This is a genomic window from Sulfitobacter sp. UBA4523, assembly GCF_002388305.1.
GTDB classification, from domain to species: Bacteria; Pseudomonadota; Alphaproteobacteria; order Rhodobacterales; family Rhodobacteraceae; genus Sulfitobacter; species Sulfitobacter pontiacus.
In genome coordinates, this window is record NZ_DGMH01000013.1 from 5,220 (window position 1) to 18,481 (window position 13,262).

Annotated in this window: 13 protein-coding genes and 1 pseudogene; 7 read left to right on the plus strand and 7 right to left on the minus strand. The window is 61.9% G+C overall.

The features are described 5' to 3' along the window. From B3849_RS02340 to B3849_RS02350, 3 genes and pseudogenes are all read left to right on the plus strand, one after another. Positions 1 to 305: pseudogene (locus B3849_RS02340) on the plus strand (C4-dicarboxylate ABC transporter substrate-binding protein); the annotation flags it as partial. 82 nt (positions 306 to 387) lie between these two features. Then, positions 388 to 936: a TRAP transporter small permease gene (locus B3849_RS02345; protein ID WP_009824216.1), complete on the plus strand. Its 549-nt coding sequence runs from the start codon at positions 388 to 390 to the stop codon at positions 934 to 936. Next, complete coding sequence (locus B3849_RS02350) at positions 933 to 2,243, plus strand: TRAP transporter large permease (RefSeq protein ID WP_005848709.1); 1,311 nt, start codon at positions 933 to 935, stop codon at positions 2,241 to 2,243. Before B3849_RS02345 ends, B3849_RS02350 begins: the two co-directional genes overlap by 4 nt. Before the next feature lie 40 nt (positions 2,244 to 2,283). Here B3849_RS02350 and B3849_RS02355 read toward each other — a convergent pair whose 3' ends face one another. Genes B3849_RS02355 through nthA form a run of 3 tightly spaced genes read right to left on the minus strand, consistent with a single transcriptional unit; the run spans position 2,284 to position 3,892 of the window. Further along, a complete protein-coding gene (locus B3849_RS02355) occupies positions 2,284 to 2,610 on the minus strand; it encodes a nitrile hydratase accessory protein (protein WP_005848710.1) in 327 nt (108 codons plus the stop codon). Next, positions 2,607 to 3,269, minus strand: coding sequence for a nitrile hydratase subunit beta (gene nthB / locus B3849_RS02360; protein WP_278376435.1), 663 nt, complete (start codon positions 3,267 to 3,269; stop codon positions 2,607 to 2,609). Before nthB ends, B3849_RS02355 begins: the two co-directional genes overlap by 4 nt. Next, positions 3,266 to 3,892: a nitrile hydratase subunit alpha gene (nthA, locus tag B3849_RS02365; protein WP_278426120.1), complete on the minus strand. Its 627-nt coding sequence runs from the start codon at positions 3,890 to 3,892 to the stop codon at positions 3,266 to 3,268. Before nthA ends, nthB begins: the two co-directional genes overlap by 4 nt. A 197-nt stretch (positions 3,893 to 4,089) precedes the next feature. Here nthA and B3849_RS02370 point away from each other — a divergent pair, with 197 nt between their 5' ends. Beyond that, on the plus strand, positions 4,090 to 5,358 hold the full coding sequence (locus B3849_RS02370; RefSeq protein ID WP_278426119.1) for a GAF domain-containing sensor histidine kinase: 1,269 nt from the start codon (positions 4,090 to 4,092) through the stop codon (positions 5,356 to 5,358). A gap of 9 nt (positions 5,359 to 5,367) precedes the next feature. Here the strand turns inward: B3849_RS02370 and B3849_RS02375 are convergent, their stop codons facing one another. Together B3849_RS02375 and B3849_RS02380 are read right to left on the minus strand one after the other, a co-directional pair. Next, the gene (locus B3849_RS02375; RefSeq protein ID WP_278426118.1) at positions 5,368 to 6,243 is read right to left on the minus strand and encodes a LysR substrate-binding domain-containing protein; all 876 of its coding nucleotides are present in this window, start codon (positions 6,241 to 6,243) and stop codon (positions 5,368 to 5,370) included. Continuing rightward, the gene (locus tag B3849_RS02380) at positions 6,243 to 7,271 is read right to left on the minus strand and encodes a YeiH family protein (RefSeq protein WP_278426117.1); all 1,029 of its coding nucleotides are present in this window, start codon (positions 7,269 to 7,271) and stop codon (positions 6,243 to 6,245) included. Before B3849_RS02380 ends, B3849_RS02375 begins: the two co-directional genes overlap by 1 nt. 213 nt (positions 7,272 to 7,484) lie before the next feature. Here B3849_RS02380 and B3849_RS02385 point away from each other — a divergent pair, with 213 nt between their 5' ends. Further along, on the plus strand, positions 7,485 to 8,120 hold the full coding sequence (locus B3849_RS02385; RefSeq protein WP_005848717.1) for a TetR/AcrR family transcriptional regulator: 636 nt from the start codon (positions 7,485 to 7,487) through the stop codon (positions 8,118 to 8,120). 10 nt (positions 8,121 to 8,130) lie between these two features. On the opposite strand, the gene B3849_RS02390 is transcribed toward B3849_RS02385, so the two are convergent. Next, positions 8,131 to 9,786, minus strand: coding sequence for an FAD-binding dehydrogenase (locus B3849_RS02390; protein WP_286779770.1), 1,656 nt, complete (start codon positions 9,784 to 9,786; stop codon positions 8,131 to 8,133). Between the two features lie 10 nt (positions 9,787 to 9,796). Continuing rightward, a complete protein-coding gene (locus B3849_RS02395) occupies positions 9,797 to 10,663 on the minus strand; it encodes a bile acid:sodium symporter family protein (protein ID WP_278426114.1) in 867 nt (288 codons plus the stop codon). Positions 10,664 to 10,864: 201 nt separating this feature from the next. On the opposite strand from B3849_RS02395, the gene B3849_RS02400 reads away from it, so the two are divergent. Beyond that, positions 10,865 to 12,415 (plus strand): AMP-binding protein, encoded by a 1,551-nt coding sequence (locus tag B3849_RS02400; RefSeq protein ID WP_278426113.1) that lies wholly within the window; start codon positions 10,865 to 10,867, stop codon positions 12,413 to 12,415. A 123-nt stretch (positions 12,416 to 12,538) separates the two neighbouring features. After that, a complete protein-coding gene (locus B3849_RS02405; protein WP_278426112.1) occupies positions 12,539 to 13,186 on the plus strand; it encodes an NAD(P)H-dependent oxidoreductase in 648 nt (215 codons plus the stop codon). Positions 13,187 to 13,262: the final 76 nt, after the last annotated feature.

Here is a 13,262-nt window from a genome sequence, read left to right on the forward strand (position 1 = left end):
ACTTCTACACCGACGATGCCGCGGCGATCGAACATGCGCGTGGGGCCGGGATCAACATCCACGAACCCGACGCAGAGCTGCTGGCCGCGGTCAAGGAATTCAGCCGTCAGGACCTAAAGACCGTTTCCGCCCTGTTCAAAGACACTTATGACGTAGCGCGGGCCGATGAAATCGCCGCCGATTTCGAGCCCCTGTTGGCCAAGTGGAACGATCTGGTGGTCGACGTGGACAGCGCTGACGCGTTGAACCAAGTGATCTGGGATCAGGTGATTTCCAAAGTGGACCCAGCGACTTACGCGCAGTAAGCCGCCCATCCGCTGATCACAACGGGGTGCCGCGCCGATGCGCGTGGCCCCCCGACGACCCCTTTTGCAAACGGATACTCCGATGAAACTTATCGCGTCAGTGATCTCTGCGGTGATCACGTTGACCGCTTCGCTGGCTGGTATCATTGTTCTGATGCTGGTTGCCCATGTCACCATCGACGTGGTCATGCGCTTTGCGTTCGATACGCCGCTGAACTCTACTATTCTTTACGTCTCGGCCTTTTATATGGTCGCGATCGCCTTTCTGCCTCTCGCCGCGGTGGAGCAAAACGACAGCCACATCGCGGTTGAACTGCTGGTCGAAAGGTTTCCCACCAAAGTACAAAGCTTTCTCGCGGGGCTGGCCTTGCTGCTGACCTGCATCGTGACCGCCACCGTCGCGATCCGCACCGGAGACGAGGCTTTGGCGAAATTTATCGGCGGCTCCTATTCGATCGAGGCAGGCGGCAAGGTGACCACATGGCCCACCTATCTGGCGCTGCCCTTGGGCTTTGGCCTGATGTCGATCGTCGCCGCGTGGAAATTCATCTGTCACCTTACCGGCCGCCCCCACGGGTTGAACGCCTTGCAGGTTGAAGACCCCTATCTAGCCGGCGGAGACGCACAATGACCGAGTTACAAATCGCAGGCATCTTTATCGCGATCCTGCTGGCGATGATCCTGATGCGTATCCCGATTGGCATCTCGCTGATCGCCGTGTCCTTTGGCGGGCTTTGGTCCATGTTCAACTGGAACATCGCCTGGGGGAGCCTCGGGATCGTGCCCTATAGCTTTGCCAATTCATGGGTGCTGAGCTCTATCCCCGCCTTCCTGTTCATGGGGTTCATCTGTTATCACACAAGGCTGACGCAGGGGCTGTTCAACGCCGCGCAGATCTGGCTGTCGAGCCTGCCGGGCGGCCTTGCGATTGCGTCAGTCTTTGGCTGCGCGGGTTTTGCCGCTGTGACCGGATCGTCGGTCGCCTGCTCTGCGGCGATGGGTAAAATCGCGGTGCCTGAAATGGTACGTCACCGGTACAGCCCCGAACTGGCGACGGGCACCGTTGCCGCGGCGGGGACCATTGGTGCCCTGATCCCGCCATCGATCCTGATGATCCTTTACGGCATCATCTCGCGGCAGTCGGTCAGCGCGCTCTTCCTGGGTGGTTTGGTGGTCGGGGTGATCACGCTGGTCGCCTATATCGTGCTGATCCTCGTGCGGGTGAAGATGAACCCTGATCTTGCACCTCCGGTCCAGATCAGCGCGACGCGCGCGGAAAAGATCAAGGCATTGGGTCAGACATGGCCGGTGCTGCTGATCGTGATCGGTGTGTTCGCGGGTCTGTTTGGCGGGGCGTTCACCCCGACCGAAGCGGGCGCCATCGGGGCCATGCTGTCGACCATTGTCGCCCTGCTGTACCGCACGCTGACGTTCAAGGCACTGCGCATGGCGATCACCGAAACACTGACCACCACCGCCGCTTTGCTGATCATCGCCGTGGGGGCCAGCCTGCTGACACGCTTTCTGGCGCTGTCGGGGATCGGGGATGCGCTGTCCGATGCGATCCTGGGCTTTGGTGCCGCGCCGCTGTTGATCATGATCGGCATCGTTTGCGTCTATCTCGCGCTTGGCATGATGCTGGAGCCCGTCGGTGCGATGCTGCTGACCTTGCCTATCGTTCTGCCCATCGTCGAAGAGACGGGCTATAGCCTGCTGTGGTTCGGTGTGGTGCTGGTCAAGCTGCTCGAAATCGGAATGATCACGCCGCCCATGGGGATGAACGTCTTTGTGATCAAAGGTGTGGTCGGCAATACCGCGTCGCTGTCCACGATCTTCAAGGGCGTGTTCTGGTTCGTCATCGTTGATCTGCTGATCGTCGCGGCGTTGATCGCCGTGCCCGATATCGTGATGTTCCTGCCCGATTGGGTCGGCCGCTAAGACATTGCCTCCGGCGCGGAGCTTTCCGCGCCGGAGCTTTCTACAGCGTGATAGCTTGCCCGTGAGGCGTCCGCGCCGCGGCTTCGTGCCATGCGTCTTTACATGCCGCCAGCTCGCCCGCCGTTGTCAGCTGCTTTTGCGCCACGATCTTTTCCAGCGCGGTCAGCCAGTGCTGGTAGTAGTCACGCTCTGTCCCTGAATGCACCTCTGCGGTCAGCGCCTGCGCCCATTCGGCCCATGTGAAGGCCCCCGATTGATGCAGGGACACCGCCATCGCAAAGGCCTGCGCCTGCCACGGCGCGTCAAACACCGGTTCATCATCCGACAGCGCAATATCGGGCAAAAGCGAAAGATCGGGCAGGGTCATGATACGGTCCTCAGATAGGGTTCCCACAGATCAAGGGTCACGCTGTCATCCGCGCGCGCCTGATCGCCCCAAAGCGTGCGCGCCGAAAAGGCCACCTGATACAGCCATTGCGGATCCTCGCCCTGCCCTTGCGCATTGCTATCGGGAAAGACGTGAAACCCGTGCACCTTGGTGATCGTCCCGATCTTGTCGCGGGCATAGCGTGCCATGCGGGTGTGGGTGGTGGGATGGTTGTTGATTGTCCTGATCTGATCCCCGACGGCAAAGGCCGGGGTCCCAGTCGCGGGTCGGTCCGCCGGCCCCCCCGCCGCCAACATGGCGTCGACATCTTCGGCAGCAAGCTTGCGTTTGATCGGCGCGGCGGGTGTCAGCGGCACCGATTGCGCGATCTCTGCCTCGGTGAGCATTCCCTTTTCCACCATCAACCGCTTGGCCGCTTTCAGCCAGATCGCGTAATAGGGCGTGCGGGTATAATCGCCCGGATGCATATCCTCGCGCGCGGATCGCGCAGCATCGATATTCCACTGCCCGCAGGCCCCAAGCGCCACCACGATCCCAAGTGCGCGGGCCTCCCAGGGGGCGTGAAACAGCGGTTCGTCCTCTTCTTGCACCACGGGGCCAAAGCCCATCATTCCGCCAAGGTCCGCCCCGCCGTTCATGATGCCACCTGCGGCGCGCGCGCCAGCCCTGTCCCGATCATCGCATTGCGGGTCACCAGATCGGCCAGCTGTTCGATCGCATAGCCTTCGGTTCCTGCGGGGCGCTGCGGGACCACGAGATAGCGGATCTCGGCGGTTGAATCATGCACCTCGACCCGCGTTGCCGGATCAAGGGTCACGCCGAACTCCGCCAGCACCCCACGCGGATCAATCACCGCCCGTGACCGGAAGGGAGGCGATTTATACCACGTCGGCGGCAGTCCCAGCACCGACCACGGGTAGCAAGAGCACAGCGTGCAGACGACCAGATGGTGCACCTCGTCCGAGTTGAACACCGCTTCGATATGCTCGCCCTGACGGGAATGATACCCAAGCGAATGGATCGCCGCAGAAGAATCGCGCCGCAGCCATGCCTCGAACTCCGGCTCGACCCATGATTTCGCCACCACATGCGCGCCGTTGCGCGGGCCGATCTTGGTCTCGTAGGTCTGGATGATACGGTCCACCGCCGCGCTGTCGATATAGCCCTTGGCGCTCAGCAGGCTTTCCAGCGCTCTCACCCGCGCCTCGGTCTCTGTCAGATGTGAATGATCGCCGTTGTGATCATGCCCGTGGGATGTCATCGTTCCGCCCCCTTCGCCCTGCGTGTTGATGCAACGATAGGAGGGAACGCCGCGATTGGAAACCACCATATGTGTGGGCGGCCTGCCGCGACTTCCGTGACGTCAACATACCTTACTTATCCCCCCGTCCTGACACGAAGCGACCGCAGGAATGCCTAATTTGTTAACCAAGTTGACCCAAAGCCAAGGAGCCCCGCATGAGAACCTATCCGATCCCCTTTAACGAAGAAGCCCGCCTGCGCGCCGTTTTTGACATTCCGGGACTGACCGCACAAAACGAAGCGCTGTTTGACACGATATGCGAGGCGGCGCGCACCCTGCTCGACTGCCCGATTGCGCATATCAGCGTGGTCGAAGAGGACAGCCAGTGGTATAAATCCGTTGTGGGCATGCATCTGGACCCGATGCCCAAGGACACCGGCTTTTGTGCGCACACCATTATGTCCGACGCGCCGATGATCGTGCCCGATCTCAGCAAGGACGCCCGCTTTGAACGGCACCCGATGGTCGCCAAGGGCGGGCCGGAGGCGCGCTATTACGCTGGTGTGCCGCTTATCCTGTCCTCCGGTCACCGCTTTGGAAGCCTGTGTGCGCTGGACCTGAAGCCCCATGAATACCCTTCGGAAAAGCAGATTGCCCTGCTCACCGATCTGGGTCGTATCGTCGTTGCCGCACTAGAGCGGAGCCAACCCGAAACCCCCGAAGTGCAGCAGGATAAAACCGCGCAATCAACCTTCCTGACCTTGGTCGGGCACGAGTTGCGCACGCCGCTGACCGTGCTTTTCGGCAGTCTTAAGCTGTTGGAGGCGACAGCAAGCACCGGCACCAACCCCACGCTGATCCATTCCGCCCGTCGGTCGGTGGATCACCTGACGAAACTGATTGAAACGATCCTGTCCTATAGTAACGCCAGCACCGGCGAGCTGCGGTTGAACGAACAAAACTGCGACCTTGCCGCGATCCTGAGCGCGGTTGCAGGGTTGCAGTTCCCCACCACGGATGCGGCGGCCAAAACGGTCACGCTTCGTGATACTGTGATGCTGGATACGCTGCATGTGGACGCCGAACAGATCGAGCTTGCCGTCACAGCCTTGGTATTGAATGCGGTGATGCACGGCGGGACCGACATCACGCTAGAGACGTTTCAGGACATGGACGGGAATATCGAGATTTCGGTGCGGGACAACGGCAGTTTCGACGAACATGTCGAACTGGCCGAACTTTACAAACCTTTTGTCGTGGGCGGGTCGCTGGACCACCGCGCGACCAAGGGCGGCCTGGGTCTGGGGCTGCCCCTGACCCGCAAGCTGGTCGAGATGCACGGCGGCGATTTCGAGGTCCACGCAGAGGCCGATCACAGCCGCGCCGTCATCCGCCTGCCCGCGTGGCGGTGTAAAACCGCGATGATCCAGGCTGCCAAAATGGCACCTGCCACTGTCCCTGATGCGCGGCAGAAGCTTATCTAGGAGCAGCGCTTATGCGCTTGTCTCGGCGTGGTCGATGAACCGGGCCTCAAGCGCGCTTGGCTGGCGTTCGGCATGGGACAGGATGTGAAACTGCCGTTGCGGGGTGTCGATGGGCACGTCGACCATCCGCCCCGCCTCGATCGACCTGCGGACCACCAGATCGGACAGCAGCGCGGCACCGATGCCCGCTTCGACCGCGCTACACACCGCCTCGTTTGACGGAAGCTCCAGCGTGCTTTCCAGTTCCTCCAGCCCCAACCCCTGCCGCCCGAGCCACTGCAGAAAACTGTCGCGCGTGCCTGAGCCTGCTTCACGCAGGATCCAAGGGGTCTGGCGCAAGCGTTCAGGCGAAAGATCGCCCCCCGCGGCACCGCTTGGGAACACCAGCCGCAGCGTATCCCCCGCCACCGCCTTGGCGCGGAGTGTGGTGAGCTGGCAGTCCCCCTCGATAATGCCGATGTCAGCTTGCAATGCTTCGACCGCGCGCGCGGCGTCGTCGCTGTTGCTGATCCGCACCGTCAGCGCGATCTCGGGGTGCGCCCCACGGAACCGCGCGATCACCGCGGGCAGCCAGTAGTTCGCGACCGTCTGGCTTGCCGCAAGCCGCAGCCTGCCGCGTTTCACCCCCGCCAGATCATCCAGCCGCTGGCTGGCGATGGCGGCGCGGGCCAGAACGGCACGGGCTTCGTCCAGAAAATCACGCCCCGCATCGGTCAGCACAATCCGCCGCCCGATACGATCAAAAAGGCGCAGGTTATGACGCTCTTCCAGCGCGGCGATGGCAGCGCTGGTCGCACTTTGGGTCTGGTTCAATGCTTCGGCGGCGCGAGTCATATGTTCACGCTCTGCCACGGCAACGAAAATGCGCAACTGGTCCAGTGTCATCAGGCGGCCCCCGTCAGGATGATCAGCGCAAGGCTGACCCCCATGATAAAGACCCAAGCCGCCGCCCCCAGCAAGGCCGGACGCCCCCCCGCCGCGGCAAGTTTGCGCAGATCGGTCTCAAGCCCCATTGCCGCAAGAGCCATCGCCAGCAGGAATTGCGTCACAGCGGTCGCGGGGTCCAGCACCGCCTGCGGCACCCATCCGGTCGAGGCCACGCCGACCATCGCGATGAACCCGAAAACAAACCACGGGATCGGGGCCTTGCCGCCACCGCCTTGCCCCTGACGCCGCCGCGCGGCAAAGGCCCCCAGACACAGGATCATCGGCGCAAGCATCATCACCCGCGTGAGCTTGGCAATCGTGCCGAACTGGCCGGCCTCCTCGCCGCGCTGGAAGGCGGCGGCGACGACCTGGGCGACCTCGTGGATCGACGCACCGGTCCAAAGGCCAAAGCCGCGCGGGCCAAGGGTCAGCCAGTTTTCGGCCAAGGGCAGCAGGATCATGGAGAGCGAGCCAAAAATCGTCACGCAGGCCACCGCATAGGCGACGTCTTCGTCGCGGCCACGGGTGACGGTATTGGTTGCGATCACGGCAGAGGCCCCGCAGATCGACGTGCCAGCCGCGATCAACTGCGTCAGCTTGGCATCCACCCCCAGCACGCGGCCCAGCCATGTGGTGAACCCGAAGGTCAGTACCAGCGACAGCGCGATCACCGCGACCCCCACCCAGCCCACAGCCGCAACCTGCCCCAGTGTCAGCTGCAACCCCATCAGGATAATCCCCGCCCGCAATATCTGCCGCATGCTGATCGCAAGCCCTGCCTTCGCCACCTCGGGCGTGCCAAGGGTGTTGCGCAGCGCCATCCCCAGAAGGATCGCGAGGATCAACGGGCTCAGCATCCCCACCCCCGGCAGATACCGCAGCGCAAAGGCCAGCGCGGCGATCATGGCGGCAAGCGCCAGACCCGGCCACATCGATGGCGTGGTTTTATCAGCGTGGACAAGGTCAGAGAGGGTCGTATCAGTCATAGCGTGCCTAAGTATCGTCGTGTCCCCTGCACTATCGGCCATTCCGATACATCAATCCAACGGATTATAATTATCCAAATGATCGCAAAATGTGATTGATTGGTCAGTCCGTGGCAGTCGCTTGATGCAGCGTTCCTCTTTACGCTTGGGGTTCTGCGCCCCTATCGTTAAGGGACTGCCGAAACCGGCATCGCTGCGCAGAAAGGGAAACCCATGGTCCCGATCATCTTTGGCCCCCTGCGGACCCGTGAAACGCCGCGCCAGTCGCGTGCGGTGACCCGCGTGCATGTCATCCTGAACGCCACGGCGGCGCTGCTGGCCGAGAACCGGCTGCAAGACCTGACCACCACCGCCATCGCGACCCGTGCCGAGGTGCCTGTCAGCTCTATCTATCGGTATTTTCCCACGCTTGATGACGTGCTGCTTGAACTCTATTCGCAGACCGCCAATGAATTACGCGCCAAGCTTTTTGCCAGCCTTGATGATGTTCACGCCCACACGACGTGGCGGGACCGGTTGCGTGCCGTGCTGGATGTGCAGCGCAGCTATCTGGCGCGGCATCCCTACTACCGCCCCCTCCTGCTGCATTTCGCGACGAAACGCGGGCCGCTCGCGATCGAGGATGACGACCACGATGATCTGGTCCGCTTTCTATGCAACAGATGGGAAAGCGGTGCCGACGGGTTTCAGGGCGGCGATCCGGTGGTGGTGGCCAAAACCACGATCCAGATCTCCCTTGCGATGGAGGATCTGGTCGCGGCGCAGGCGGATCGGCGCAGCTCTCGCCCCTATTCGCAAGAGCTGACCAAAGTGCTTGAGCATTATCTGGCGCAATACCTGTCGGATTAGCGCCTGCGGGTCAGGCGATCGTATCCGCCCGCCCCGCCTGCCGCCCCGAAAAGATGCAGCCGCCCAAAAACGTCCCCTCAAGCGCATTATACCCGTGATACCCACCGCCGCCAAAACCGGCGACCTCGCCCGCCGCGAACAGCCCCGGGATCGGCGTGCCAGAGGCATCCAGCATCTGGCTGTCAAGATTGGTCTGCAACCCGCCCAGAGTTTTGCGCGTGATGATGTTCAGCTTGACCCCGATCAACGGCCCGTTTTCAGGGTCGAGGATCTTGTGCAGTTTGGCCGTGCGTTGCAGCTTGTCGCCGCGATAGTTCCGCGCCGCATGGATCGCCATGATCTGCGCGTCTTTGGTGAAGTTGTTGTCGACCTGCCTGTCTCGGGCCCTGATCTCGGCCTCGATCTTATCAAGCGACAACAGATCATTCCCCTCCATCCCGTTCATCATGGCGATGAGCTCGGGCAATGTTTGGGCGACGACAAAATTCTCGCCATGCTCCTTAAAGGCCTCGACGGCGGGGGTCGCGGCCTTGTTCAGGATACGTTGCTGCAAGACTTTGACCCAGCTTTTGTCGGCGAAATCGGGGTTCTGCTCTGACCCTGACAGGGCAAATTCCTTTTTCACGATCTTCTGCGTCGTGATGAACCACGAATAATCAAAGCCCGTATCAAGGATCATCTTCAAAGACCCCAGACTGTCGAACCCCGGCAGCGATGGCGCGGGAAATCGGTTGCCCCTTGCATCGAACCACATCGACGACGGGCCGGGCAGGATACGGATACCGTGGTTGGGCCAGATCGGGTCCCAGTTCTTCACGCCCTCGGTATAGTGCCACATGCGGTCATTGTTGATCAGCTGGCCGCCCGCCGCCTCGCTGATGGCGATCATGCGGCCATCGACGTGGGCGGGGACACCGGCGATCATCTCTTTCGGGGCGGGGCCAAGACGTGCCGTCGGCCATGACTTGCGCACCAGCTCGAAATCTCCGCCGATCCCGCCGGAGGTAACAACGACAGAGGGCGCGCGCAGTTCGAAATCGCCCACGATATCACGGTTGGTCTTTTGCCCGCGCGATGCCCCGTCCGTCGCCAGCACCTCGCCCGAGACACCGACCGCGGCACCGTTTTCCATGATGATATGCGAACAGCGATGGCGGAATTTCAGCGTGATGCGACCGGCCTGCTGATGTTCCCGCACGCGGCGTTCGAATGGTTCCATTGTTCCGGGCCCAACACCCCAGGTCAGGTGGAACCGCGGCACCGAATTGCCGTGACCCGACCCAAAGCTGCCGCCGCGTTCGGCCCATCCCACGACGGGAAACCACCGCATCCCCATATCGTACAGCCAGCTGCGCATCGGGCCTGCGGCGAAATCGACATAGGCCTCGGCCCATTTGCGCGGCCACGCGTCTTCGGGCCGGTCGAATTGCGCCGATCCCATCCAGTCTTGCAGCGCAAGTTCGCGGCTGTCCTTGATACCCATCCGGCGCTGTTCGGGGCTGTCGATCAGCATCAGCCCGCCAAGGGACCAGAAGGCCTGCCCGCCCAGAAAGGCTTCGGGTTCCTGATCGATGAGGGTGACCTGCTTCCCACGATCAGCCAGTTCGGCTGCGGCGACCAGTCCGGCCAGACCGCCGCCCACGATAATAACGTCAGAGGTGTTCATGCAAAGCTCCTTACGCTGTGCCGATGCGGCGGTATTTCAAAACGACGGGCAGGATGATCAGATACATCAGGATGCCGTAAACAGCCGACGGCAGCGCATAGGCGGTGAACCCACCCTCGCCGCCGACAATGATCGCGGCGACGGCGATCCCCAGGGTACTGTTCTGCACCCCCGTCTCGACCGAGATGGTCTTGGCCTCGGTCACCGACCGGCCAAGCAGCCGCGGCACGACAAAGCCGATGGTGGTCAGCGCGGCCAGCAAGACCAGCAGCGCGGGCCCGATCACCACGATATTTTCCACAAACAGCGCCCAATTCGCCGCCAGCGCCGCCAGCACGATCACCGCAAACAGGATCGTCGCCACCGCGCTTAGCTTAGGCTCGGCCCGGGTCATCGCGGCAGGGGCCATCGCCCGCGCCCCCAAGCCAAGCGTGACCGGCACCACTGTCAGGGCAAACATGGTGACAGCGGTTTTGGTGATATCGATCTCGGGCGCGGCATCGCCCATGAAATATCCCATCGACAGGCCCAAAATCAGCGGCACGGTCACCACACTGGCAAGGCTGATCACCGCCGTCAGCGACACCGACAGCGCCACATCCCCTTTCGCCAGCTTCGAGATCACATTGCTGGTCACCCCACCGGGGCAGGCCGCCAAGATCATGAACCCCACGGCCATTTCTGCGCGGATGCCAAAGGCCAGCACACAGATAAAGGTCACGAGCGGCAGCAGGATGCTTTGGTTCAGCGCCCCGATGAAAAATGCAAGCGGCCGCTGCCCGACACGGGCGAAATCCGCAGGTGTCAGCCCGACACCCAAGGTAAACATGATAAACGCCAAGCCAAGCGGCAAGACGACCGAAATCAGTACATCCACGATTATCCCTCCCAAGACCTCTGTGAAAAACAGAATATATTTCCGGTATAGCCGTCAAGTGCCGATTCACCTAAGAGAAATCCGCTCTGCCGTAACGTCGCGCACGGGCCCCCGATGGACCCTTACCCAAAGTAAGGTTACCTTAGCGTAAGGGAACGAAACAACCTGCGCGCCCGAAGGTGGCGGGCGGGCATTGGCACGATGGGAGTACAGTTAATGTCGGATACGGTGATTGCGGATTTTGATCGCAAGCTTGCACGAGAGGCGTTTGAACAGCGCGCGGCGCAGGGTGCTGCGGCGCTGACGCGTCTGGGGGCGGGCGCGGATGTGCCTGTGGCGCTGATCATGCGCAACGATCTGACCCAGCTTGAGGTCATGCGCGCTGCGGCCATGGCCGGCACGGTCATCGTGGCGCAGAACTGGCACGCTGCGGCAGAAGAGGCCGGCGCCATTTGTGACGACAGCGGCGCGCAGTTCGTGATCATCCACCGTGACCTGATCGACGCGCTGCGCCCCGCCCTTGAAGGGCGCACGGTCATCGCGGTCACCCCTGATACCGCGCTGCGTCAAGCCTATGGCATTGATGACGCCGCCGCAAAGACCGACCCCGAGACACCGGAATGGTCCGCGCTGGTAGATGCCGTCGACCCCATCACCCCGCGCGAGATGATGCGCCCGCTGATGCGTTATACCTCGGGCTCGACCGGCAAGCCGAAGGGCGTGCGGCGTTTGGGAGGCGGGCCCAAGCGCGACTTTGAAGAGGTGCTTTCGCGCGTAGGCACCGAGATGTTGCAGCTCAAACCCGGCTCGCGGTTCTTTACGGCAGCGCCGATCTATCACTCGGCGCCATCAACGCTGACCTCTGCCGCGCTGGTCACCCCGGGCGTATCGACCTTTGTCGCGCCCAAGTTCGACCCCGAAAGCTTCCTCGCCATGATCGAGGCTCAGCGCATTACCCATATCTATCTGGTGCCCACCATGATGAGCAGGATGCTAAAGCTCCCCCAAGAGGTGAAGGCGAAATATGACCTGTCCTCGGTAGAATTCTGTGTCTCGACGGGGTCACCGTGGCCACATGACCTGAAAGTAGCGATGATCGACTGGTGGGGGCCGGTGTTCTGGGAAAGCTACGGCGCGACAGAGATCGGGTTCATGACGATGGTATCCTCGGCCGATGCTTTGGCACGGCCCGGTACCGCAGGGCGGATGCAGATGGGCGGCACGCTGATGATCCTTGACCCCGATGGGAACGAGCTGCCCGCCGGTCAGGTGGGCGAGATTTATGCCCGCATGGATGCCTTCGGCGGGTTCGACTATTCCAACGATCCCGAAAGCCGCGCCTCGGCTGAAAAGCACGGGCATTTCTCTGTCGGGGATCTGGGATCGGTGGATGAAGACGGGTTCCTGTTCATCACGGATCGCAAGAAAGACATGATCATCTCGGGCGGGGCCAATATCTTTCCCGCCGAGATCGAAGCGGTGTTGATGCGCGCGCCTTTCATCCGCGATGTCGCCGTCTTTGGCGCGCCTGACCCCGAATTTGGCGAACAGATTGTCGCCGCCGTTGAACTGGCCGACGGGCATAGCGCCGACAAACAGAAGGTGCTTGATTTCCTTGACGGCAAATTGGCCCGTTTCAAAGCACCACGGATCGTCGATTTCCACGAGGCCCTGCCCCGCGAAGACAGCGGCAAGATCTTCAAACCCCGCCTGCGTGCGCCCTACTGGGACGGGGCGGGCCGGTCGATCTGACCCTGACCTGACGCCCCAACACCAACTAAGACCGGTGCGAATTGCGCCGGTCTCCTTGTGTTGGGGCGCGGGGATTCCTACATCGCGCCGGTACACACGCCGCCCCGAGCGGCCAAAAACAGGATGATCACGATGACCAGCACCCTACTAGAGCAGTTGAACTGGCGCTATGCGACCAAGAAGATGGACCCGTCCAAGAAAGTCCCTCAGGAAAAAGTCGACACCATCGTCGAAGCCATCCGCATGACCCCCACCTCAAGCGGCACCCAGCCCTTCGAACTGCTGGTCGTGACCAACTCCGACAAGCTGGCGCAGATCCAGAAAGCCGCCAGCGACCAGACCCAGATCACCGAAGGGTCGCATCTTCTGGTGTTCGCGGCGTGGGATAACTACACCAAAGACCGCATTGACGCGGTCACCGATCTGAATGTCGAAGCCCGTGGCGACCTGCCCTTGCTCAGCGCCTATTACGAGAACCTGAAAAACAACTACCTGCCCCGCGATGCCGAGGTAAACTACGCCCATGCCGCGCGTCAGGCCTATATCGCGCTTGGGGTGGCACTGGTTGCCGCTGCTGAACAAGAGGTCGACAGCACCCCGATGGAGGGTTTCGACCCAGCCAAGGTAGACGAGATTCTGGGCCTAAAAGAGCGCGGCCTGCGGTCGGTGATCCTGCTGCCTCTGGGCTACCGCGACGCGGAATCCGACTGGCTGGCCCCGATGAAAAAGGTACGCAAATCAGCTGACACGCTGGTCACCCATATCGACTGATTGTTGCGGGGCGAAGGGGCAAACACCCGTCTCGCACCGTCAGAAGCATACCAACGCGGGGCCGGTTCTTTGCGAC

Coding starts and splice junctions, on each gene's coding strand:
- B3849_RS02345 (WP_009824216.1), top strand. CDS start 388: ATGAAACTTATCGCGTCAGTGATCTCTGCGGTGATCACGTTGACCGCT.
- B3849_RS02350 (WP_005848709.1), top strand. CDS start 933: ATGACCGAGTTACAAATCGCAGGCATCTTTATCGCGATCCTGCTGGCG.
- B3849_RS02355 (WP_005848710.1), bottom strand. CDS start 2,610: ATGACCCTGCCCGATCTTTCGCTTTTGCCCGATATTGCGCTGTCGGAT.
- nthB (WP_278376435.1), bottom strand. CDS start 3,269: ATGAACGGCGGGGCGGACCTTGGCGGAATGATGGGCTTTGGCCCCGTG.
- nthA (WP_278426120.1), bottom strand. CDS start 3,892: ATGACATCCCACGGGCATGATCACAACGGCGATCATTCACATCTGACA.
- B3849_RS02370 (WP_278426119.1), top strand. CDS start 4,090: ATGAGAACCTATCCGATCCCCTTTAACGAAGAAGCCCGCCTGCGCGCC.
- B3849_RS02375 (WP_278426118.1), bottom strand. CDS start 6,243: ATGACACTGGACCAGTTGCGCATTTTCGTTGCCGTGGCAGAGCGTGAA.
- B3849_RS02380 (WP_278426117.1), bottom strand. CDS start 7,271: ATGACTGATACGACCCTCTCTGACCTTGTCCACGCTGATAAAACCACG.
- B3849_RS02385 (WP_005848717.1), top strand. CDS start 7,485: ATGGTCCCGATCATCTTTGGCCCCCTGCGGACCCGTGAAACGCCGCGC.
- B3849_RS02390 (WP_286779770.1), bottom strand. CDS start 9,786: ATGAACACCTCTGACGTTATTATCGTGGGCGGCGGTCTGGCCGGACTG.
- B3849_RS02400 (WP_278426113.1), top strand. CDS start 10,865: ATGGGAGTACAGTTAATGTCGGATACGGTGATTGCGGATTTTGATCGC.
- B3849_RS02405 (WP_278426112.1), top strand. CDS start 12,539: ATGATCACGATGACCAGCACCCTACTAGAGCAGTTGAACTGGCGCTAT.